General features: G+C 39.8%; 20 protein-coding genes and 1 tRNA gene. 6 read left to right on the plus strand and 15 right to left on the minus strand.

Translation table 11 applies throughout. The features are described from left to right. Positions 1–52: 52 nt before the first annotated feature. The 7 genes from polA to NYP55_RS01410 form a co-directional block, all read right to left on the minus strand. Positions 53–3,064, minus strand: a complete 3,012-nt coding sequence (gene polA, locus NYP55_RS01380) for a DNA polymerase I (RefSeq protein WP_004132529.1) — start codon at positions 3,062–3,064, stop codon at positions 53–55. A gap of 95 nt (positions 3,065–3,159) precedes the next feature. Then, positions 3,160–3,948, minus strand: coding sequence for an ANTAR domain-containing response regulator (locus NYP55_RS01385; protein ID WP_472781453.1), 789 nt, complete (start codon positions 3,946–3,948; stop codon positions 3,160–3,162). Between the two features lie 214 nt (positions 3,949–4,162). Further along, entirely contained in the window at positions 4,163–5,263 is a 1,101-nt protein-coding gene (menA, locus tag NYP55_RS01390; RefSeq protein ID WP_004130256.1) for a 1,4-dihydroxy-2-naphthoate octaprenyltransferase, read from the minus strand. A gap of 56 nt (positions 5,264–5,319) precedes the next feature. Continuing rightward, on the minus strand, positions 5,320–6,093 hold the full coding sequence (locus NYP55_RS01395; protein ID WP_004132533.1) for an energy-coupling factor transporter transmembrane component T family protein: 774 nt from the start codon (positions 6,091–6,093) through the stop codon (positions 5,320–5,322). Between the two features lie 14 nt (positions 6,094–6,107). Beyond that, a complete protein-coding gene (locus NYP55_RS01400) occupies positions 6,108–7,964 on the minus strand; it encodes an ABC transporter ATP-binding protein (RefSeq protein ID WP_004132535.1) in 1,857 nt (618 codons plus the stop codon). Positions 7,965–8,123: 159 nt separating this feature from the next. Beyond that, entirely contained in the window at positions 8,124–8,705 is a 582-nt protein-coding gene (locus tag NYP55_RS01405; protein ID WP_004132537.1) for a tryptophan transporter, read from the minus strand. A 141-nt stretch (positions 8,706–8,846) separates the two neighbouring features. After that, on the minus strand, positions 8,847–9,476 hold the full coding sequence (locus NYP55_RS01410) for a hypothetical protein (protein ID WP_004130264.1): 630 nt from the start codon (positions 9,474–9,476) through the stop codon (positions 8,847–8,849). Positions 9,477–10,071: 595 nt separating this feature from the next. Between NYP55_RS01410 and NYP55_RS01415 the strand changes: the two genes are divergently transcribed. Beyond that, positions 10,072–10,144: transfer RNA gene (locus NYP55_RS01415), tRNA-Arg, on the plus strand. A 69-nt stretch (positions 10,145–10,213) separates the two neighbouring features. Here the strand turns inward: NYP55_RS01415 and NYP55_RS01420 are convergent. Both NYP55_RS01420 and NYP55_RS01425 read right to left on the minus strand, forming a co-directional pair. Then, positions 10,214–12,895, minus strand: a complete 2,682-nt coding sequence (locus NYP55_RS01420; RefSeq protein ID WP_472781454.1) for an ATP-binding cassette domain-containing protein — start codon at positions 12,893–12,895, stop codon at positions 10,214–10,216. Positions 12,896–13,329: 434 nt separating this feature from the next. After that, entirely contained in the window at positions 13,330–14,697 is a 1,368-nt protein-coding gene (locus tag NYP55_RS01425; protein WP_353938609.1) for a dipeptidase, read from the minus strand. A 116-nt stretch (positions 14,698–14,813) separates the two neighbouring features. Between NYP55_RS01425 and NYP55_RS01430 the strand changes: the two genes are divergently transcribed. Next, on the plus strand, positions 14,814–15,470 hold the full coding sequence (locus NYP55_RS01430; protein ID WP_472781455.1) for a DUF3043 domain-containing protein: 657 nt from the start codon (positions 14,814–14,816) through the stop codon (positions 15,468–15,470). A 172-nt stretch (positions 15,471–15,642) separates the two neighbouring features. After that, a complete protein-coding gene (locus NYP55_RS01435; RefSeq protein WP_004130271.1) occupies positions 15,643–16,428 on the plus strand; it encodes a DUF4191 domain-containing protein in 786 nt (261 codons plus the stop codon). A gap of 101 nt (positions 16,429–16,529) precedes the next feature. Here the strand turns inward: NYP55_RS01435 and NYP55_RS01440 are convergent, their stop codons facing one another. From NYP55_RS01440 to NYP55_RS01450, 3 genes are all read right to left on the minus strand, one after another. Continuing rightward, on the minus strand, positions 16,530–17,075 hold the full coding sequence (locus NYP55_RS01440) for a low molecular weight protein-tyrosine-phosphatase (protein WP_004130272.1): 546 nt from the start codon (positions 17,073–17,075) through the stop codon (positions 16,530–16,532). Between the two features lie 18 nt (positions 17,076–17,093). Further along, positions 17,094–17,717, minus strand: coding sequence for a dihydrofolate reductase (locus NYP55_RS01445; protein ID WP_472781519.1), 624 nt, complete (start codon positions 17,715–17,717; stop codon positions 17,094–17,096). Between the two features lie 79 nt (positions 17,718–17,796). Beyond that, positions 17,797–18,669, minus strand: a complete 873-nt coding sequence (locus tag NYP55_RS01450) for a thymidylate synthase (protein ID WP_004132547.1) — start codon at positions 18,667–18,669, stop codon at positions 17,797–17,799. A gap of 116 nt (positions 18,670–18,785) precedes the next feature. On the opposite strand from NYP55_RS01450, the gene NYP55_RS01455 reads away from it, so the two are divergent. Together NYP55_RS01455 and NYP55_RS01460 are read left to right on the plus strand one after the other, a co-directional pair. Then, positions 18,786–19,205, plus strand: a complete 420-nt coding sequence (locus NYP55_RS01455; protein WP_472781456.1) for an OsmC family protein — start codon at positions 18,786–18,788, stop codon at positions 19,203–19,205. Between the two features lie 151 nt (positions 19,206–19,356). Beyond that, the gene (locus NYP55_RS01460) at positions 19,357–20,595 is read left to right on the plus strand and encodes a glycosyltransferase (RefSeq protein WP_472781457.1); all 1,239 of its coding nucleotides are present in this window, start codon (positions 19,357–19,359) and stop codon (positions 20,593–20,595) included. 107 nt (positions 20,596–20,702) lie between these two features. Here the strand turns inward: NYP55_RS01460 and NYP55_RS01465 are convergent, their stop codons facing one another. The 3 genes from NYP55_RS01465 to NYP55_RS01475 all read right to left on the minus strand — a co-directional run bounded on the left by NYP55_RS01465 (position 20,703) and on the right by NYP55_RS01475 (position 23,816). Then, complete coding sequence (locus tag NYP55_RS01465; protein ID WP_004132552.1) at positions 20,703–21,746, minus strand: universal stress protein; 1,044 nt, start codon at positions 21,744–21,746, stop codon at positions 20,703–20,705. Between the two features lie 198 nt (positions 21,747–21,944). Continuing rightward, positions 21,945–22,712, minus strand: a complete 768-nt coding sequence (locus NYP55_RS01470; protein WP_115757237.1) for a C40 family peptidase — start codon at positions 22,710–22,712, stop codon at positions 21,945–21,947. Positions 22,713–22,811: 99 nt separating this feature from the next. Beyond that, the gene (locus NYP55_RS01475) at positions 22,812–23,816 is read right to left on the minus strand and encodes a CHAP domain-containing protein (RefSeq protein ID WP_472781458.1); all 1,005 of its coding nucleotides are present in this window, start codon (positions 23,814–23,816) and stop codon (positions 22,812–22,814) included. 145 nt (positions 23,817–23,961) lie between these two features. Between NYP55_RS01475 and NYP55_RS01480 the strand changes: the two genes are divergently transcribed. After that, on the plus strand, positions 23,962–24,216 hold the full coding sequence (locus tag NYP55_RS01480; RefSeq protein ID WP_004132559.1) for a hypothetical protein: 255 nt from the start codon (positions 23,962–23,964) through the stop codon (positions 24,214–24,216). Positions 24,217–24,241 lie beyond the last annotated feature (25 nt).

Raw genomic sequence — 24,241 nt, forward strand, 5'->3', positions numbered from 1 at the left:
CACCTTTACAATAATCCTACAGTGGTCTTTACAATAATTCTCACAAACAAAATCAATGCGCAGCAAGCTGCCAATCAGCACCAACTCCAGTAGAAACACTAAGCGGAACAGAAAGCTCAACAGTATGTTCCATAGCATTTTTAACAATATCTTCTACAACATCCGCCTCGCCATGAGCAATCTCAAGAACAAGTTCGTCGTGGATTTGCAAAATCACGCGACTCTTAACATTAGCTTTTCGCAAATCATCGTCTACTCTAATCATTGCAAGCTTCATAATGTCTGCAGCACTTCCCTGAATAGGAGCGTTTAGAGCAGCTCGTTCTGCAGCTTCTCTAGATGCCCTGTTCGTAGAATTTAACTTTGGGAAATATCTTCTTCTACCAAACATTGTTTGAGTGTATCCAAGCTTTCTAGCTTTATCTACTAAAGACTCCAAATAGTCGTGTACTGCACCAAAAGTATTAAAATACTTTTCTTTAAGAACTTCTGCAGCAGCAGGACTAATTCCTAGTTGCTTTGCAAGACCATACGTACTGAGTCCATACGCTAACCCGTAGCTCATTGCTTTAACGTGGCTACGCTGATCTGCACTAACTTGCTCTATTGGAATCCTATAAACTAAGCTCGCTACAAACTTATGAAAATCAACACCAGACTGGAAAGCATCAATAAGCGTTTTATCTTCAGAAGCATGAGCCATAATTCTAAGTTCCACTTGCGAATAATCGCAGCTCATAAGCTGCTCATAGTCTCTTCCTGGAACAAAAGCCGCTCTAATCTCCCTACCATCAACATTCTTGTTTGGTATATTTTGCAAATTTGGGTCCGAAGAACTTAATCGACCAGTAGCAGCAATAGTTTGCTCAAAAGTTGTGTGAATCCTACCGTCTTTATATCTTGCAGCATCAATAAGGCTTTGAACAATTTGCTTTAATTTATTAGTTTCTCGATACTTAAGCAAAGCGCCTAAAAATTGACTTGACTTTTCATCTGGATCAATTTTTGCATACAACGCTTGTAAAGCTTCTGCATTAGTAGTATATGAGCCACTTTTTGTTCTACGAGTAGGCTTTAGACCCATGTCTTCGAACAGCAATTGCTGAATTTGCTTAGGACTTTGCAAATTTATTGGCTTAGCTGCAACGTCTAGCGCCATTTTTTGAGCAAAATTCGCTTCACTTGCAAAATTATCTTTCATAGACGCAAGTCGTAGCATATCTACAGCAGCGCCCGTATCTTCCATCTTCCTTAAAACTCTAGAAACAGGCATTTCAACGTCTATCATTAAGCCAGTTTGCTTGCGCTCATCCAACTTTTTCGCATATTGTTTAGAAAGCAAACGTATAGTCAAAGCTGTTTCTAGCATGCTTTCTTCTAATTCTTTGTTATCTTGACTTTGCGAATATTGCTCTTTAGAATCTTGGCTGCTATCAATATCAAAATCAAGTTTGCCTTGCGTCGGTTCATCGTTTAATTGCGAAGAGCCTATATGAATATTCAAAACATGCTCAGCCATATCGCAAAGATTTTCGTTCTTAAAATCTGGCTCAATTAAGTAAGATGCTAAACGAGTGTCGACTAGTGGGCTAAAAGAATAATTATCTTCTACGACTCTTAGAGACGCTAAAAGAGCAATATGCTTTTTATAATCATGCAAAACAACTGAAGACTCATGCTTTTTTATAAAATCTCTTAGTTTAGAAGCGATTCCGCTATTTTCATTAAGAACATTTGCATACACAATTGCAGCGTCGTTACCAGCTAGGATTATTAATGCTTTTGCAAAAATACCAAACTGATTAGTGTTGTTTTTTTCTTCTACAGCAAATACTACTAATTCTTTATGCTCTTTTATTGTTTTTGCGCATTCTAAGTCGTTTCTTATAAGATTTGCACTATTTATATACGAGTCGGAAAAGTCGCAAGAATCCGCAACACAAGATTTTGCAATACTAATCCAATTATCTGCATCAGACTCGGAATTAATATTATGCACGTTTATTTTATCTAACAGAGCTTTAACGTCTTCTATATCATCTGAATCATTTGATTCCGTAGAACCACTATTTTCTGCATGCGCACTTCCAGCAGAAATCATTGTTTTAATATTCTCATCTAAAAGCTCTTTGCTCCCGCGCGTAAACTCTTTTAGAATCTTTCTTCTAGTACGTGTACCAAATTCAAGATTTTCGAACAGCTCTCCAACAGACGCAGCGTTTACATTGCCAAAATCAAGATCGTTAACACTAACTCCAAGGTCTAAATCTTTAACAAGAGTATTAACTTTTTTATTTAATCGAATCTGATCAATGCTTTCTCGTAAAGACTCGCCTTTTTTACCACTGATTTGACTTGCGTTTTCAATAATGCCTTCTAGACTGCCAAATTGATTAATCCACTTAGCAGCATAACCATCTCCAACTCCTGGAACTCCTGGAATATTATCAGACGTTTCCCCGCGCAATGCTGCTAAATCTGAATACTGACTAGGCGTAACATTGTATTTTTCAACAATCGCATTAGGATCCATTTGCTTTAGATCCTTAAAATGCCTGCCTGGGTACAGCACGTTAATAGTGTTATTAATTAGCTGAAAAGCATCGCGATCTCCAGAAAGCACAAGCGTTTTATAACCAGCATTAGCACCCATAGTTGCCAAAGTAGCAATAATATCGTCGCCTTCGTAGCCCTGCTTTGTAATGTACTTAACACCTAACGCACTAAGCATTTTTTGAATAACGGGCAACTGAGATATAAGTTCTTCTGGAGCAGCTTCACGAGTACCCTTATATTGCGGCAAAAGCTTGTTTCTAAAAGTTCCACCTTTAACGTCGAAAGCAACCGCAAGCTTATCGGGCTTCTCTTTTTCTATGACTTGCGAAAGCATAGTAGAAAAGCCCCATATTGCATTAGTAGCAAAACCAGATTTTGTGGAAAAATTATCTGCCGATATTGCGTAAAAAGCACGAAACGCAAGTGAGTGGCCATCTACCACCAACAACGTTCCCTTATAATCCTCATTATTCAAAGAATCCTCGTTTGCAACGATGCTGGTATCCACTTAACACCCACCTGCGTTTTTGTAAAATAAACTTTTGAAATTATTTATGCATAGCTCGCGCAAGAAACCGCGATTATCAAAATTATTTTGACTTACTACGCTTCGTCAGATGGCTTTTCTTCGCCATACTTAGCGATAATAGCCAACGCAAGACGCTTCTTTGGAATACGCTGATCCATAGAAGTTTTTTGGATCCAACGGAAAGCACCCTGCTCCGAGAACCCAGCTTTATCCATAAGTAAGCCTTTTGCTCTATCTACAAGCTTGCGCTCTTCGAGAGTATCTTCTGCTTTCTTAAGCTTTTCTTCTGCTTTACAAAGCTGATCTTGAGCATCTTGAAGCTTGTTTTCTGTACGTTCAACACTATCGAGCAAATCGTTAATCTCGCTAAATCTGCCCATTGCAACTTCTAGAGCTGGCAAAAGCTTTGACTCTTCGTAAGGCTTTGTAACATACGCCATTGCTCCAGCGCCAGTAGCGCGCTTAACTAAGTCCGATTGCGAAAAAGCAGTTAGCATAACAACAGGTGCAATATTTTCGTCGCAAATCGTAGCAGCCGCTTGAATTCCATCCACACCAGGCATTTTAACGTCCATGCAAACAACGTCTGGACGATTTTCACGAGTAAGATCAATAGCCTCCTGCCCATTTGCAGCTTGACCAACAACCTTATATCCGTTATCTTCTAGCATTGCTACAAGATCCATACGGTTTACTGCTTCATCTTCTGCAACAACAACAGTTTTAACGCTGTTTTCTTTTTGCTCGCTATTTTTATTATTGCTTTCTACGCCATTCGACGATTCATATGCATTACGCAATTCATCATCTGTAAGCACAACAGGCGCATTCCCCATCTCTTCATCGCTGTTTTCAGCCGACATTCTAACCTCATTTCCTTACCAAAACACAAGGCAACAGCGCTATGCATTAACTAACACATACATTCGCACACTTAATACTCATACTCGCCATCTTTGCGTTTATTTTTTAGGCTAGCATCATGCAAGTTTTATGCACAAACACTAAAAGCACACTGTGCGCGTTGCCAACGATTTTACTCGCATGCATGTATAAAAATACGCTCTAAACCGCTTTTTAATGCGGCAAAGCACATGCAAATAACGACAATACAAAAGTCAAAGCACCGAGCATTGCTAACTGTACGCACAACGGAAAAGCACTAGCATAATTCCCATTAATAACTGCGTATATTAGCGAGCACGCTTTTTTAATAAACATGCAAGTAACCAATAGTAACAGAATGCAAGAAACAATAAACACACCTTTATTAAATAAGATATTGCTTAATGCAAAAACAGTTTTATGTGGGTTATTAATACTTAAAAATACGCCTATAAATCGAGAATCGAACACATATAACAGCACATAAGATGATTGTAAAATCGCCACTAAAACAGCAACACAAGTAAATACAACACCACCCTTGCGTCTGCCAAGCAAAGCCATTGCAGTAATCTTTTTATGTTGCGTATCGCTTTCTATATCTCTTAAATTATTAATCATCATAAGGCAAGCAGAAAATCCGCCTGGAATAAAAGATAATAATACGCAAAAAACAATTTGCTCAATGCTTGCTGCAGTTATTGAGTCTTTAGAAAAACCACTTGCATAAAAAAGAGCACACAATGTTCCTAAAAACGCTACTGGTCCAAAGAACAAAAATGCGCTAAGCTCTCCCCAACCCCTATATCCGTATGGGTGTGATCCTCCTGCATAAAACCAAGCTGCTATAACGCAAATTAATCCAAGAGGAATAAACATCCAAATTCCGCTTCTAATCGTAATAACTAGTCCAAAAACGCACGATATTAGAGCAGATATGCAAGCAGCATACAACACTGATTTTGGCTTAATACCAGCATTTGCAAGCCTCCAAGACACGTCACATAGCGCTTTGTTTTCTGCGCTTACAGCTCGCTTAGACCTTTGATTATCTAGTCCGCGCAAACCATCGCAATAATCGTTTGCATAGTTTACTGAAATTTGCATAAAAACAGCAACACACAAACACAAAAACGCTTGCAAAGCAAAATTTTCAACATTGTAAGTCTTTACAAGTATTTGACCGCTAAATAAATACCTTGCAAAAATCGAAATTGCCATAACAACTGGCACGATTCCAATTGGAAGAGTATAAAGTCTTGCACCTTTAAGCCAAAACTTAATATTAGTCATTAAAATCGCCTAAATTCTAGAATTTTTTAATTGATTCTAGATTAGTTTAGACTATTTTAGATTATTTGTGGAGCAAATATAGACACAAGTATTGGCAAAGCAATCATTAATGCAGACACAATAATAAGAACAAATCCACGACAACCAAAAGGATACTTTCTAAAAGAAGACTTACGTGTGCGCAAATAGAATCCGCGCTCTTCTGCTGCCAGCGCACAGCTATCTGCTTTACGAACAGACAAAACTAAAAGAGGCACAATCAAAGGCATCATAAGCTTAATCTTTTTAAAAGGATTCTTAGTATCGAACTCCACTCCCCTTGCCATTTGAGCTTCTGTAATTTGAGACATCTCGTACGCAAAAATAGGAACAAATCGCACAGCTGTAGTGATTGTAAAAGCATAGCAATATGGAATGTGTAAGTATTGAACAACAGCGTTAGCTAAATCGTTTAGCTTTGTAATGCTAAGCACGCTTACAAGAGGCAATGCAAAGCAAAAAAGTCTTAAAGATGCTCGCAATGCAACAGAAATTCCCTTTGTGCTAAACCATAAGAACATGTAGTTTCCGCCTTGAGCAATAACTGTTTGCAAAAAGAACATTACAACGCCAAGAATAAGCATTGCGCGCACAAGAGGAAACAGCGCTTTAAGAATCCCAGCCATAGCCATGCCAGCAAGAATAAGAGCTGCAATAACAATAAGAACAGTGAATTGTTGAGCTATAAAAGCAGATACAACAACGCTTACAGCTAATATGAGTTTTGCAATAGGATTTGCTTTGTGAAGCAAAGTTGAGCCTTCGTTATACGTTAAGATTTTAGTTTGCATAATTACACCTTGCTTTACAAATTGCAACTCTTTTTAAGAGCATTAACCAACATATCCCTTTTATACAAGCCCTTACAATCGTCAAAACCATTTTTGACTAAGCCTTGAGATACAGCGCATAAAAGTGGAGCGCATAATGCAGCTTCTTTGCAAATCGCATTGTTTTCAAAAACGCAACTTATGCTTCCGTCTTCTAGAATTTTTCCATCGTTTACTACGATTAAGCGCGTTGCAAAGTCAAGAACCACTTCCATATCGTGGCAAACCATTATTATGCAACAACCGTGATCTCTAAGGTCTTCTACAACTTGCATAATGCGCAAGCATTCCATGTAGTCTAAGCCACACGTTGGCTCGTCTAAAACAAGAATCTTAGGTTTAGTTACAACAGTTGCAGCCAAAGCAACCATTTGACGCTGGCCTCTAGAAAGCATAAATGGGCTTGCTTTAGGATCTAGATTTAGCTTTTCAATCACTTGCATTGCATGATCATTAGCATCTTTAACAGACTCTCCTAAAAGAATGCAACTAAACGCTACTTCTTCTAAAACAGTATCTTTGCAAAGCTGACGATCTGGATTTTGGAAAAGCGTAGAAACATAGTGAGCAATTTGGCTAATCTTCATGTTGCTAGTGTCTTTACCATCAATAAAAATGTTGCCACTGCTCGCCTTAAGCAAACCGTTGATTAGCTTAGTAACAGTTGTTTTTCCAGCGCCATTTCTTCCAACAAGAGTTACAAGCTCCCCAGCGTAAGCTTCAAAAGACACGTTTTTTAGCGCACTAATGCCACTTGGGTAGGAAAAACTAACGTTTTTAAGCGAAAGACATGGAGAAGTATTTTGCTCCGGCTGATGTGTTGAAGATTGTTTGGAGACTTGCGACTCATTGGAAAAGTCGCCAGCAACCGCCGATGTGTTTGAATCGCATTCACTATTATCAAATTCACTATGCGAATCAACATGTGAAGTCAAAGATTTTCCACTATTAATCGTATTAACAATAGTATTTACTGTATCTTCTACAGACACAGGCAAATCGCTTTTAGAGCAAACATTCTTGCTCTGTAAATCATTAACCAAATGCGTAGTGCGCGGATAATTTATTCCAATAGAATAAAGCAAATCCATGTTTTTCAACGCTTGACTAACAGGCAAATCAAGCGACAAAGTGCCATTAGAAAGCACAACTAAGCGCTTGCAATACTCGCTTAAAAGCGCCACTTTTTGCTCAATTACAACAACCGTTATTCCAAAATTCTTATTCAAATCTTTAAGAATCGAAAAAATCATTTTAGAAGAAACAGGGTCTAAAGCGCATGTAGGCTCATCTAAAACCATAACTTTAGGCTTTAGCGCAAGAATAGCAGCAATCGCAACTTTCTGCTTTTGGCCTCCAGAAAGAGTATCTAAATCGCGGTTGCGCAAATCACTAATGCCAACAATTTGCAAAGCTTCATCTATTCGACTTGGTATTTCGCTATGCGCAACGCCAAAGTTTTCTAAGCCAAAAAGAATCTCATCTTCTACATTTGCAGCAACCATTTGCGCATCAATGTCTTGAATAACAGATCCAATTAAGCAAGCAATATTAGTTAAAGCAAGATTTTTAGTGTCTTGACCAGCAATCTTAACACTTCCAGAAAGTTCTCCAGAATAATGATGCGGAATCGCGCCAGAAAAAAGCGAAGCAAGCGTTGTTTTTCCAGACCCAGAAGGGCCAATAATACCAACGAATTCGCCAGATTCTATGCTAAGACTTACATCTTTTAGCGCAAGAGTGGAATCGTGTGCCTTTGAAGAGTCTAAAGAATCATCTTTATTCCGATTCACATACTTAAAAGACACATCTTTTAACTCAAGCAAAGGCACAATAATTCCTAACTCTTAAAAACCTAACAATTACTATTACTAATGATTATTCTATGATTATGCTTATTCTACGATTCATTCTTTGATAATTATATGACTTGCTAAATATTATCCAACACAAATCATCTAGAACAAATCATCTAGAACAAATTCAAACACTTACTTGTGCAAAACAAGTCGAATTGGAGTGTAAAGAACTTCCACAACAACAGCATTAAACACAGCAGTTCCAAAAATGATTGGAAGCATAACAAGAATCGTCTTAGGAGAATAAAGAACAAAGAAAGATGCAGTAGAAGCAAATATTAAACCAGAAACAACTGTAGTTATAAAAGTTGCTATGAGTGGGAAAATACTAAACTTTCTAGCAGCATCCTTAGGGAAAACGTGAACATAAGCCATAATCATCAAAGTCATAACAATTGCTGCTGGAATATCGCAAACATAATTGAGACCAGGAATAGATGCGTTAAATTGCATTAAAGTTGCAGCCAAAGCACCAATAATCGCACCCTGAATAACATTTGGACGAACCAGCAAAATCGCAAGACAGAACGATGCGATTAAGAAGTTTGGTTTAATGTTTCCAATTGAAAGTGCTTTTGCAACTGTAAAGTCAAGAATACATCCTGCTGCAAAAAGAACAGCAACCAACACTAAAGACGTAACATCTAAAGCGTGCTTTTTAACACTTACAGCATTGATCATGCTACCTGCATGTTCGTTAATTCCCTGATTCATAATCTTCTCCTTTATGTTGCGATAATCAAGTTTTAATTATCGACTTTTGATGTTTATTTACGTTTATTTACGTTTATTTATATTTGTTTACGTTGATTCAAGTTAATTTATTTCTCATTTTCAATGGCGATTTATTTGTGATTACTTATGCAAAACGAGTCGAATTGGAGTGTAAAGAACTTCCACAACAACAGCATTAAACACAGCAGTTCCCAAAATGATTGGAAGCATAACAAGAACAGTGTTTGGAGAGTGAAGAATAAAGAAGGATGCGATTGTTGCAAAAATCATTCCAGAAATAACAGTTGCAACAAACGTAGATATAAACGGGAACACACTGAACTTTCTAGCAGCATCCTTAGGGAAAGCTTTTAGATATCCCATAAGCGCTAACGTCATAATGATTGCTGCTGGAATATCGCAAGCGTATTCAAGACCAGGAATCGAAGTGTTAAATTGAATCAAAGTAGCAGCCAAAGCGCCAATAATCGCACCTTGAATAACATTTGGACGAACAAGCAAAATAGACAAGCAGAACGATGCAATAACAAACTCTGGCTGAATGTTTCCAATCGAAAGCGACTTTGCAACTGTAAAATCAAGAATGCATCCAGCTGCAAAAAGAACAGCAACCAACACTAAAGACGTAATATCTAAAGCGTGCTTTTTAACATTTACGCCTTTTAGCAAAGTAGCTGCTTGATTAATTTCGGACTGTGCAGATGTTTGCTCTGTGTTAGTAGCTTCTACGTTAGTTGACTCTTGATTCATGATTTTCTCCTTTACGTAAATTTTTACGTTGTTTTTCAACAATTTTGGTTTGAAAATTGTTATTGGTTTTTGATTGTTATTGGTTTAGATTGTTTAGATTGTTTTAGATTTGGATTAAAACCAAATGGATTTTGCGTTTTAGGATATAAAAAAGACCCCTAGGTTTACCCTAGAGGTCTTTTATAAGCCTAAACAAGCAGCTTCTAAAACTTTAGAGTAAACTACGCCAAAGAGAAGTCTGCCACCACCACATACGAGCAGCATCAAAAGTATCGCGAGCTTGAGCATTCATGTTACGCATGATAGCCGCCTCCTTAAATACTTTAGCTGCAAAAGCTAAATGCTTACGTGGTCAATCACAAACCTAACACCGTAAAATTTACGATATGCGTTTGTGTTGTGTTCGATGCTAACACTATAAAAGTACAAATGCAAACAAAAATATAAAATTAGCAAAAAATCACGCAAAACACGTAAAATATAACCGCTTAAATCCGCAAAATTCCAAGCAAAACGCCGTAAGTACACAAAGCCATGTCTAATCTTATATAAAACAACCTCAATCCCTAGCAACGTGTATACTTTCACAAGTTGCGGGCTTGTAGCTCAGTGGATAGAGCGTCTGCCTCCGGAGCAGAAGGCCGTGGGTTCGAATCCCATCAAGCCCACAAAATATCCCAAAATGGCTTTATTTCAACGTTTTCAACATGTGTCTTATATGGACGGACACACCAAAATTAATTTCCACCAAGAAGCGCAAACGTACCGTAGTAAACAGCTGCGATTAATGCAATTGCAGGAATAATTAAGAATACAACCATAAACACATAATCGCGCTTATTTACGTAACTTATGCGTGCATGAGATCTTGGATTTTCTCCACCAAAACCGCGCGCTTGCATTGCTGTTGCCAAAGTACTAGACCTACGAATCGAAAGAACAAGAAGCGCAAAAGCTTGAGGCATAAATGCGCGAATTTTACTATCGTCTCCAAGACCGCGAGATCTTCTAGAAGCAGTAAGAGCTGCCCAATCGTCTTGTAAAACGCTAAAAAGCCTCATTCCTGCTAATCCGCCATAAACAAACTTATCTGGCAAGTGCATAACTTGACTAAAAGCATCTGCTAAATCTGTAGCATCAATACCAATAACAGTAACAATTGCAGGAACACCAATCGCTAAAATACGAATAAACGTTGCAATTGCAAGAGTTGTTGAGTGCTCGCTTACGTGAATAATTCCCCAATCAAACAATGTTGCTCCGCCAGATTTACCATACAACCACACTGCTAGAGCAGATCCAGGCGCACCAACCCAAACAGGCCAAGAAAGCTTAACAACACGCCAAGGATTCATTCCAACAATCCATAAAATTATAAACTCTAAAACAAGCGCAATAGTCGAAGAAAGCCAATCAAGAGTAAACAGCAAAGGAATGGAAAGCATAAAAGCTCCAAGCATGCGGTAAACAGGATTTAGTGATGCCAAAAATGGGGAGCAACTTGCAGCTCTTTCTTTCTCATCACGCTTATTTACAGCGCTAACTTTTATTCGAGAAATATTCGTTGCATTAGTTGTAGAAGACAAGCTTTGCGATGATTCTAAATCTTCTTTTGCTTGCGACTCGCCAGCGCGTGTTAAATCGTCAGAATCACTATTTTTATGCTCACTAGTATGCTCACTAGTCGGCTCGCTTGTCTGCTCACTAATAGGCAAAAGTTCAACTAAACGCGCGCCAAGAGCGTCTACTAGCTCTTTATCGTGAGTAACAACAATAACGCTAACGCCGTCTGCTCTAAGGCTTGCAATCAGCTTTATAATTTGCATCCACGTTTTTCGATCTTGGCCAAAAGTTGGCTCATCTAAAATCAAAACCCTTGGAGCTGCAGCCAAAGATGCAGCAACTGTAAGCCTGCGCTTTTCTCCTCCAGAAAGCGTGTACGGATTGGCGTTGGCATATCTGCCTAATCGGAATCGCTCTAGCAATTCTTTAGCTTTTGCTCGAGCATCCTCCTCGCTCATGCCTGTTCTAATAGGACCTAGCATAACTTCTTCGAGAACAGTTCCGCAAGCAAATTGGTGTTCTGGATTTTGGAAAACATACGATATTCTTTTAGCGAGTTCAGTTGACTTCCACTTTATAGGGTTGCTTGAATCTAAGCCTTCACAAAGATTCTCGCTTGCTACAACTTCCCCTTCTATTGACGGAATTAATCCTGCCAAAGTTAAAGACAAAGTTGACTTTCCAGCACCATTTGCACCAACCAAAGCCGTTATTTGGCCAGAATTGAACTCAAGATTAATGTTTTTAGCTATTGGAGTATCCGTATGACTAATCGCAAGGTTTTTTGTAGATAAAACTACTTTCCCATCTCCTACAGAAGGATCGCAATCAGGCTCTCCTTCAACATGAATCCTACCTATATTGCTATCTTTTGAATCCTTATACTTATCTGGGAGCCATATTCCAAGATTTTCAAAGTCAAGATCCTTGCGATTAAACACCTCGTCTGGAGTTCCGTCAGCTACGATTACTGTTTTAGCACTCTCGTCTCTTGCAATATCGTCATCGTGAACAAAGTTTTTGCTATCTTCGCTATTACCGCTATTACCGCTATTTTCAAGCCCCAAAACAATTACTCGGTCAATTAAATCAATCCACGGTTGAGCATGATGTTCCACAAGAACCATTGTTGAGCGAGTATCGTCGAGCACTTTTCCAACTGCTGAAACAATTTGCTCAACGCCGTCTGGATCCAGATTTGCTGTAGGCTCGTCTAAAAGAAGAACACTAGGCTTCATTGCCAGCGCGCCAGCAAGAGCCAGTCGCTGCATTTGACCACCACTTAAATGTGCAGTAGATCGATGAAGTTGCAAGCCATCTAAGCCAACCTCTTTAAGACTTTCGTCAACAATATTCCAAATCTCTTTGCGCGGAACATTCATGTTTTCTGGACCAAACGCAACGTTATCTCCTAAACGTTGAAAAATCGCTTGAGATTCTGGGTCTTGTAAAACTAAACCAACGCGTCCGCGAGCCTTATGAACTGGCACATCGTCTACAAATACTGCGCCTTCACTCACTCCGCCATCTTCGTCTTCAACTAAAACATTATGCGAAGAAGAGTTACTATTTTTATCGTTTGAATCACTTTTAAGAATAATATCGCTGCCGATTAATCCAGCAGCACCTTCAAGAATAGTGGACTTGCCTATGCCCGATGCTCCTAATAGCAATACTCTCTGCCCTGCTTCAATAGTCAGGTTCAAACCACGAACAGCAAACGCTTTGCGAGAGGCATGACGATAACCCCAATTCTCAAAACGCAACTGAGCAGCACTAAAAGCCGATGGAAGGAAAGTTTCAGCTTTGTACTGGTTAGTATTGTTCAAAACCTGCGTTTTAGATTCATCGGGCATAGCAAATCCTTTATGGCAATGATTTTTATTTAATTATTTATTAAATTATTTTTAGGATTATTAGACTTTACTATAGATTTTTAGAATCTTAACAAATCTTAGAATCTTAGCAAATCCTACAATCCCAAAACGCCTACTTGCTTAGAAAAATCTAAACAGCATACAGCATTTAATTGCTATATGCATAGAAGACGCTTGTTGACATGATTGTGCCTTTTTACTTTTAGGCACGGGAAAAACAGATCTCCGTGCGCCAGTATTACCTGGATTCACGTTCAAGCGGTTTCTCTCAGCTTTACGAATTAACGCAAAGCACCCGTGTCGAGTGAAAATTTTACGGCATTGTGTAGACTCGCGCACAAAATCCATCAAAATTCATATACCTAGGTACTTTATGCGCGAGTTAGAACTTACAATATTACTTCACTGCTTTATTACTTCGCTAAACGGCTAAGAAGCAAAGCTTCCGTTACAATATTTGACTTCAAGCCAGAAAGAGAAATCGACTCGTTTGGGCTATGAGCATTAGACTTTGGATCTTCTGGACCTGTAACCAAAACTTGAGCTTTAGGGAAGATTCTTTGCAATTCTGGAATAAATGGAATCGAACCACCTTCGCCCTTATTAATAGGATCCACACCAAAAGCGTCTTTCATAGATGCGAGCGCATCTTTAGTTGCAACAGCATTTGGATTCATAGCCCAACCCATGCCATTATCTAAAGGCTCTACAGTCACTTGCGCGCCAAACGGTGCATTTTTAACCAAAAAGTCACTCAATGCTTTTTGTGCTTCCTCCGGACGCTGGCAAGGCGCAGTTCTAAGCGAAAGTCGCAAGCGTGTCTCGTGAGCAATAACGTTAAAGCTTTCTTCTACTGGATGAGCGTCCATTCCAATAACAGTCAAGCTTGGCTTAGTCCACATACGAGCAGCAAGCGACCCCGTTCCTGCAAGCTTGTATGAATCAACAACCGAAGAATCGGCTCTAACTTGCGATTCGTCTAAATCGCGTTGCAAGCCACCAACAGGCTCTTGCGATTCAATTCCAGGAACATTCAAATCACCGTCTTTGTTGTAAAGAGAAGCAACAAGCATTGAAGCAAGCGTGTATGCGTCTAAAATAGGACCACCAAATTGACCAGAGTGAACTTGATGATCAAGAACCTTAACCTTAACGTCTACAGTAGTGTTTCCGCGCAAGCTAGTCGTAAGACTTGGAACTTCGGCAGACCAATTTCCAGAATCTGCAACAATAATCACATCGGATTCAAACTCATCTTTGTGAGACTCAATAAAAGGAATAAAGCTTGGAGAGCCCATCTCCTCTTCGCCTTCAATGAACACTTTAATGTTTACGCCTAAATCTTCACTTAAAGCGCGCAAAGTACCATAGTGAATAGCAATTCCACCACCATCGTCCGCGCTACCGCGACCATACAAGCGCCCATCTATCTCGGTTCCTTTAAAAGGATCCGTATTCCACTCGCTTGCATCTGGAACAGGCTGAACATCGTGATGAGCGTAAAGCAAAACAGTTGGAGCACTTGGGTTTACAATCCTAGATCCAACAACCTCGAATGCACCTGGAGTGCCATCTGGATTTTGCGACTGCTCAACACGAGCATCAACACCAACTTCGCGCAATACACTAGCAACGTATTCAGCAGAAGCACGCATATGATCCCCAGTAATGCCTTTAGCAGAAACAGCTCCTAAAGAAATCTTCTTATTTAATACGCCAATAACGTCTTCCCAAGCGTTTTGCACACGTGAGCGCACATCGTCAACCTCTAGAACAGCCATAAGTCCTCCAAAAAACACTAGATTAGTAAAAACAATATTTGAATTACTATTATCAGACTATTCATAACCAACGAAATTGCTAATAACGCGTCTAGTCTGTTGGGTAATCTGCAAACATGACATGGAATCCATTCGTAAAAAGAGACGCTGATAATAACGCACAAAATGGCAATCAACCATCAGCCAATAAAAATAGCGAGAATAAAGTAGAAAATAAGCCAAAAACTCGCACAAAAAACGCTCCAACGCCAAAGCAAACCGAAGCTGCAGCGCAAAATCTTAGACCGCTAGTTCCAACCGATAGAAAAGCTAGCGCAAAGGCTGCGCGAGCACGATTGCGCGAAAGAGAAAACGCACAATACGAAGCTATGAAAAGCGGCGATTTAGCGCATATGCCAAAGTCGGAGCAGCTTCCTTGGAGAGTGTATATTCGCGATTACGTAGACGCGCGCTTTAATATTGGCGAGTTTTTTGTTCCATTTGCAATCGTAATTATGATTTGCATCTTCTTTACACAAAACTTCTTGTCTACTAAGTATATTGCTCTTTATTTTGCGCTTGCTATTATTCTTTACGCATATCTTTTTGCTGCGATTATTGACGTTTTAATAATGTGGCGAAAACTTAGAAAAGAACTTGTTAAAAGGTACGGCCAAGCTGCTGTTGCTAAAAGCTCTAGGTCTGCAATGTATGCTTGCAGTCGCGCAATACAAATGCGCAGATGGAGGCTACCAAAGCCGAGCACGCCAAAGCGCGGTAATTGGCCAAAGTAAAACGCTAGTATACCAACAAAGATATGATTTATAGAAATGTGTGTTTGTAGCATGCTACTTAAGGCTACTTAAGTAATAGTTGCACAAATGTGGTAGTAAACCCGTTGTAGAAAACCTTGCAATAAGCACAAAACAAAATTAACGCGAATATCGTATAGGGGATAAACGCAAAATGGCAAACGAGAAGTCAAAGAACACTAAGAAATCGGGCATGATTTCACAAATTGTGCGCATTTACAAGTACACGCATACAGACGATAAGCAGCTTCCGCTTTGGCTTGGCCTGGCTTTCGTAGCCCCTGTAGTGCTATGCGTTATAGTTGGCGCTATTTTACGCTGGTCCATTTTTACGTGGATTATGATGGTTGTAACAGCGCTTATGCTTGGTCTTTTGCTTTTTACTGTTGTTTTAACAAAGCGCGCAGATAAAGTTGGATACGCAAAACTAGAAGGTAAACCTGGAGCTGCAGCTGGAATTTTAAGCGCAATCAATAAAGGTGGTTTTACTTTCCCACAACAGCCAGTATGGGTTGATCCTCGCACCAAAGATGCAATTTGGCGTGGAACTGGTTTTAACGGAATATTTCTTGTTGGAGAAGGCAATTACGAACGCTTGACTCATGCTATGGAACGCCAAGAGCATGCTATTAAAAGTGTTACAGCTGGATCCAATATTCCTGTTTACCGCATTTGCGTTGGAAATGGCCAAAATCAAATTAAGCTTAAGGATTTAAGGAGTAAAGTTCTAAAGTCTAAAACTTTGATTCCTACAAATCACAAGTTTGCTCCTCTTGCTGCAATTCATCCAAATCGCAGATTCTTCCTTACTAAAACAGAGCTTGCGATTCTAAACGACCGTTTACGCACTTTGCAAGGAAAGCAAGGGTTTGGAATTCCAAAGGGAATTGACCCAACTCATACTCCACGCGTGAGCCGCAGAGCTTTAAGAGGAAAATAAATTCTTAAGTTTTTTCGTATAAAATAAACCAGACGTTCCAAGCGGTTCGTCTGGTTTTAATATATTTATACGCGATTTTACTTGCGATTTATATGCAAATACTATTCACGCGTTATACGCGACTGAACCCAATCAACAATGTACGGAGCGCACTCCTCCACTTGATCCATTGCAATCTCAAACTCTTTAGGACCACCATACCAAGGGTCTGCCAAATCTAAAACAGCTTCGCGACCAGCTTGTGGCTTTTCTAAAGACGGATCAAAAGACCTATACATGTGTACAAGACTACGCTTTTGCGGCGGAATAATCCTAAGCAAAGATTGCATATGCGAAGCCGTCATTGGAAGAAAAAGATTCGTCTCTTCTATTTCGTCTCGCTCAATCCTATGCGCAAAATGGCTTAATGGCAAAGAATATCCCCTACTTTTAAGCTCTTTTTGCGCACGCCTATCAATCGGATTTCCGTATTCTTCGTCGCTTACACCACACGATTTTACAGCAACAACATCGCTTAATCCTCTAAGCTTAAACTCATTGCGCAAAACAATTTCTGCCATTGGAGATCTGCAAATATTCCCCGTGCAAACTGTCATAACAACATACGGATGCTTAGCATCTACGTGAATTTTGCTTAAAGATTCCATACATATCCTTAATCTAGCTTATTTTTTAGATTTAACTGGCTCATAAACCATAAACTTATATTTTGTATTGAATTGTTTTTCGCCAACTTTTATAGGCGATTCCTGCCAATCGCCATCGCGCGCAACTTTCCACAATCCATCATCTACAAGTTTTTGAATGTTTGGAGCAAACGTGTCTGCTTCTACTCTAGCGTCAATTTGAGTTACATAAGATGCGTCAACAATTTGTGACTCAATCACTTCTCTAAAGATTGCGCCGCCACCAATAATCCAAATTGCTCTGCCATCTTTTGGCAAATCAAAAGAATCTACATGCTCAATAGGATTATCTTCAATCCACTTTTTTGCGTAGCATATTGCGTCTTCGATCTTTGTAAAACTTTTTGCTCCATTTGGATTAAAGTCTGGATTCCTAGAAACAACAATATTTTCGCGACCAGGAAGAGGCCTAAATTTTTCTGGCATAGAATCCCAAGTTCCTCTACCCATTATTACTGGACAAGAGATTGTCATTGCCTTAAAATAGCGCAAATCTGGGGAAAGTCGCCAAGGCATACCGCCATTTACACCCATAGCGCCTGTACGGCCTTCAAAATCGTATGCTTGCCCCCAAATTAAACGAACGGGAATATTGTTAGTCATAATATTGTTAGTCATAAAACTCCTACGTAAGCCTACTAATCAATCACTAAACAAAGCAAACAAGCAAACAACCAAAAGCTCACACAGCTACAGGAGCTTTAATCGTAGGATGATGCTTATAATCAACAACCTTAAAATCGCTATAGTCGTAGCTAAAAATAGAATCAGCTTTGCGAATCTCAAGCTGCGGATACGGGTACGGCTCGCGCGAAAGCTGCTCAAGCACTTGCTCTACGTGATTGTCGTAAATATGGCAATCGCCACCAGTCCAAACGAACTCTCCTGGTTCTAATCCTGCTTGTTGAGCCATCATCATTGTTAAAAGCGAGTAAGAAGCAATGTTGAATGGCACGCCAAGGAACATATCGCAAGAACGCTGGTAAAGCTGGCAAGAAAGCTTGCCATCGGCAACATAGAACTGGAAAAGCGAGTGACAAGGCGGCAAAGCCATATTCTCTACTTCTGCAGGATTCCATGCGCTAACAATCATTCGACGAGAATCTGGATGATTCTTAATAAGATCCATAACGTTTGCAATCTGGTCGATTGTGCGATTTGGATTTTGCGCGGTTGGAGCTGGCCAACTACGCCACTGAACGCCGTAAACAGGCCCTAAATCGCCATTTTCGTCTGCCCACTCATCCCAAATATGCACACCGTTTTCTTGCAACCAACGCACATTGCTAGAGCCTTTAAGGAACCAAAGAAGCTCGTACGCAAGCCCCTTAAAGAACACAGTTTTTGTTGTTATAAGCGGGAAACTCTTGCTTAAGTCAAAGCGAATTTGCTGACCAAAAAGAGATATTGTTCCCGTGCCAGTGCGATCTGATTTTAATGTGCCTTCCATAAAGATTTTTCTAACCAAATCCTCGTAAGGAGTAGGAATATTTGACACTGGTTTTTGCGGCACGCGCGCGCGCAAATCTGCAAGTTCTTGTTGAGTTAAAGCCATACGTTTATTCTATCATTAGCTAAATTCAACACTACCAATGCATGTGCAAATATACTTATACTATACATCTCTATATAATTGTTTTAGCTAAGCACAACAAATGCAAAGGAGCAAAAATGGCTAGAAGAATATGGGTTGAGCGTTTAGAAGACGGCTCTTGGATTGCAAAAAGCGAAGACGGAGCAACACTAAAATTTGGCAAAGGCGAAGGGCAATTTTCTCCCGTAGAACTAATGCAAATAGCTCTAGCTGGTTGCACAGCTTTAAGCAGCCAATACGCTGTTGAACACACGATTGGAGAAGGAAAAGGCGCGCGCATAGTTGTAAATGGCACTTACGACCCAGAAGAAGGAACTTACTTAAGATTCCAAGAAGACTTAACAGTAGACGCTACAAGCGCAAAGCCTGCACTAACTAACGAAGATGCACAAGCACTAAAAGAGCGTATGAAAAAGCATATTAGCAAGGGTTGCACAGTTAAGCACACTCTTGAACGTGGCGCACAAGTGCGTGTAACAGTAAATATAAGACACTAAAACACTAAAACACTAAAACATTAAAAACACCAAATATAAAACGCTAAAAACGCAAAAAATCACAATTTGTGGCGCAATGCTAAACACAATGCTAAACTTTTAACGTTGTTAGAGCTATTTATGTAAGCTATTTATGTAATCGGAGGAAACTTTGAAAATCGCGATTTTTACAGAAACGTATCCACCATACATAAACGGCGTAGCAACACAATCCTACATGCTTAAAAAAATGTACGAAGAGCTTGGGCACGAAGTTCTTGTTGTTACAGTTGGCTCCGAAAAACAGCGTAAAACCAAGCTTGTAGACGGCGTTGTGTACGTTCCAGGCATTCTTTTGAAAAAGCTTTATAAGTATAGAGTTGCAATTCCAATTGGAAACATGCGCAAAAAATTCCCGATTAACTTTAAGCCAGATGTTATTCACATTCAAAACGAATTTGGCATTGGAGAAATAGGCCTAGAAGTGGCCAAAAAAGAGCATGTTCCTGTTGTTTACACGCTACACACCGAATACGATAAATTCCTGTTTTACATTGGTCTAAAGCATTTTACTGAGTTTTCTAGGAATATATCGGCAAAATATTTTACGCGATTTTCTAAAAACGCAACAATTATTACGAGCATGTCTGCTAAGGCTCAAGCTTATATTGACCGCCAAAAAGTTAATAAAAAGGTTGTTGTTCTTAGCAATGCTGTTGAATACAAAAAGTTCTTGCCAACACCAGAACGAATTGCTTTTAGAGAAGAATTCCGTAAAAAATACGGCATTGCAGATTCTACAAAGCTGTTTGTTTTTGTTGGAAGAATCGGAGCCGAAAAGAACATTAGCGAGTTGATTGACAACTTTATGTATTGCGATTTTCCGCGCGATTTAGCTCGACTTGTTGTTATTGGCGGAGGCCCTGATCTAGAAGACTTGCGCAATAAGGTAGCAAGCAAAGGATTTGAAGATAGAATCTACCTTCTAGGACCTATTGAACACACGCAAATTCCTAAATATTTGCACGCAATGGACTACTACACTACCGCTTCACTATCAGAGATGCACTCGCTTTCTATGCTGGAAGCAATGGCCTCTGGCTTATTTGCGCTTGTTAAGCACGACGCTCCTAATGAAAATCAAATTATTAGTGGCAAAAATGGATACCAATGGGATTCTAAAGAAGACTTTAAGCAAGTGTTTAGCCGCGTTCTTAATATGAGCAAAGAAGAGCAAGAGCAGCTAAAAGCAAATGTTCTTGAATATTCAAAAAACAATGACTTTAAAAAGCAAGCTCAAGAGTTAATTAAGATTTATGAGCGCGCAATCAGCATTAACAATCAAGAACTTGCTAAAAAGCGCGCTGCTCGAGAGGCAAGACGAGCGCGTTTCTTGCTTAAGAAAAACTAAAAGCATATTAGCATATGTATGTTTGAAAAATCGCGTATAAAACACAATTAGTGCCTTATACGCGATTTATGTTTTAGCGCCTAGCGTTACTACTTAGCGTTACTACTTTAGTGAAGCGGATCGATTGTTTGCTCAATTTGCTTAGCTTCTTCAACACCAGCCTTTGGAACATCAACTTTATGAACACCACTTATAGAATCAATAGCACTAGTATCGTTACTTACCTTAGCCTGCTGAGCCACTTGTGCAGCGCTCAGCTCCACATACTTGCGAGGAACAACATACACTGGTCTAGACGAATGCTGAAGCAAACCTTGACTAATCGAGCCAAGAAGCAAACCAGTAAATCCACCCCTGCCCCTAGATCCAACAACAACCAAATCGTTGTTTAAGCTAGCTTGAGTCAAAGCGTTTACAGCAGAGCCAGGAACTACAGAACGATGAATCTTTAAGTTTGGCAAGCGTTGCAAAATTGGCTTTACACGCTCGTCAAGATCTTCCATATAAGATCCCATAACTGCAGTATCTCCCTCGGCTCCTTGAACGCTAGGAACAGCAGAAATCACATCTAATTGAGCATTCCAACTATCTGCCAAATCTGCAGCAATCTCAAGTGCCTTTAATCCCCACTTAGACTCGTCGGAGCCAACAGCAATCTTAGAAATCTTATTGTTCAAGTGGATTCGTTGACCATCATCATCCGTATATGGAACAACAACAATTGGGCAATAAGCGTATGCAGGAAGCGAAGAACTTGTTGTGCCAAGTAAACGCTCTGCTAATCCGCCTTTGCCACGGTTTCCAATAACAATAAGTTGATAGTTTCTAGAAAGCTCCACAAACACAGAAGATGGGTCGCCAGTAACAATCAAAGTTGTTGCATCCACACCCTGCTCTAAAGCTACAGCTTTGGCTTTAGAAAGAATCTCCTGAGCGTCTTGATGAGCAACATTATCGTCTCCGATGGCAGTATAAGTTGCGTCAAAAGACACAGCAGCATAACTTGGCAAAGAGTATGCACAAACAATTTGAAGTTGCAATCCAGCATGCTTAGCGTAGTTTGACGCCCACCAAACAGCCTTATAGCTTGCATGAGAACCATCAACGCCTACAAGAACAGCTTTTTCTTGTGTAATAACATTCTGTGTCATCTAGATCCTCCTAGTATTGCGCGAATTTTGCAATCTTTGCTTAAATACTACAATAGCCGTTTAATTGTTTTGAGTCTATCGCGACACAGAAGATTTGCTATTTGTGACTTGCCAATTGCCGATTTCTGCTAAAACAACTTGCGACTAACGCTAGAAAACTAACGCTAGAAAACTTGCGACTTACGCCAAAAACTTATGCTAGAAAACTCGGCGAATGGAATAAGCAGATGTAAAAACGTAAGGAATAGGACTATACTTTGTTCCGCCATATTGCGAATTAATAACCATTCCATTGCCTACGTAAATCGCGGCGTGAGTGCCATTTGCAATAATATCTCCTGGAGCTGCTTGAGCAAGACTTGGAACAGCTGTGCCAACTGTTGCTTGCGCACCAGAAGTTCTAGGCAAAGAAACACCCATATTTGCAAAAACGTATTGTACAAAGCCAGAGCAATCCCAACCAGCAGGAGTTGTTCCACCAGAACGATACGGCACTTTGTTTAAGAATTGAGCAGCAAAATTAAGCATTGCCGACGTAGAAGAACCATCTGGAGGAGCAACAAAATAGCTTTGCGATGTTCCTCTAGCACCAGAACGGCTTGCAGCGGAATCGTAATCGCCATCATTATTGCGAGCAGCATTACGCGCATTTTCCTCTGCCGCTTGAGCAGCAGCCTGAGCAGCCAACTCTGCAGCACTTTTAGTTTGAGGAACATTTAAAGACTCAATCCCACCCCAATGCGAATTAGAATCAACGCTTGTAGAAGTAGATTCTGTTAATAAATCACGCTTAACAGATGTGACTTTCGGGAAGGAACGCGTAGAAGTAACTGCAGACTCTTCTGCATAAGCACAAGCAAAAGGAACCATAGTAGCAAGAAGTGCTGTGCATACAGCTCCCGCAACTATAGAAGAAAAAATCTTATTTTGTTTAATCTTTTGTTCAAACTTTTGCTTAACCATCATTAGCGATGTTAACACGTTAACAATACAAAGCACCTAAAAACGCATAATAAACCAACAAAAGTTGATAAATCTAATATTATGCAAGTAACTCTTAAAAGATTAGTAGTGAATAAACTCAAAAGCGGAAGCATCTTTAGCACTAACAGCTCTTGAATAAGTTCTACCATGATATTCGGCGCTAGATTCAGATGTTTCTATAGAACCATCTTGATTAATCTTTTCTACGATTGCAACGTGGCCATAAGCGCGGTTAACTCCAGCCTGACCACGGCCAAACACCATTATGTCTCCAACATGACGAGGTGTGTTATCTACCCAGTAGCCAAGCTTGCGAGCAGTCCAGCCCCACATCCATCCGTCTCCCATATTGGAGCCAACTGGAAGGCCAAGCTGATGCCTGCGAACATAAACCCACCAAGTGCATTGGCTAAATTCGTAAGCATTTCCTGAATCGCCAGAATCGTGATTTGGATTAAAACCAGATGGAACAATCTTTGCGTCTGAATCCAAGAAAACAGCAACATTCGGATTATTTGCTGCAGACTTAGACATTTCCGACACCTTAAAATCGGAATTAGAACCCAAATCCCACTTAGACTTATGAGAAGACTTAGTAGAAAATGCGCTTAAATCAGATTCAAGGCCAGCAACTGCACTGCTAAAGTTCAAATATTTATTAGCGCGATTAATGCTTTCTCGCATACTCGAACGAGATGCTGCTTGAGCAGAAGAATCGTCTACAAAACTCAACTTAGAAGAATAAGATTTAGAAGCCAAAGAATCAATGCTATTAGGCTTGTTCAACGTCATAGAAGTTAAAGCAGCTCCGACTAACGCAAACAAAGAAGCAGAAACAATCATGCGATTCTTACGTTCTTTAGCAACACATGCTAAACGAAGCTGGCGACGAGATAACGAAACAGCAAATTCTTGATTTACGTTCTCTAAATCTACGTTTTCTAGACTTACAACAGCACCATTATTTGCTAAAACGGCTGCAGCACGATTATTAGAAGATGCATGAGAACCGCGCACAGAGGTAAAAAGCATAAAAGGCGAATTAAACCGCCCCTTCGCTTTAGCGCCATGCTCAGCATGCTTCATAAAATCGCTCCTAAAATCTTCTAAATGTATTCACAAATTCACACTTACAAATCTAAAGGATACAATGTGGTACGGATACGCAACGCAATACGCAATGTAATTCTTAAAATTGATATTGAACACGCAAAGATGTATGGTTAATCATATGAAGCTAGCACCGATTATTAATCCAGATGCGCGCAAAGAAGCGCCTAAGCCATTGCGAGTAGACTTGTGCAAAGCATTTATGGCTGGAACGATTATTTGGCTCATAGCATCATTAATCACAGTTGTTCTTGCTATTTTACACTTTTTATTGTGGTTCTTTGCTGTAATTTGCCTTAGCGGATTTGCAATTGGAATTTTGCTTTTAATCTGGGAACACTTTGATCGCTGGGATTATAGAAGATTAGGAAAATAAGTTACTAATCAAGCTTTGCAACAAG

Source organism: Gardnerella sp. c10Ua_31 (assembly GCF_055700915.1).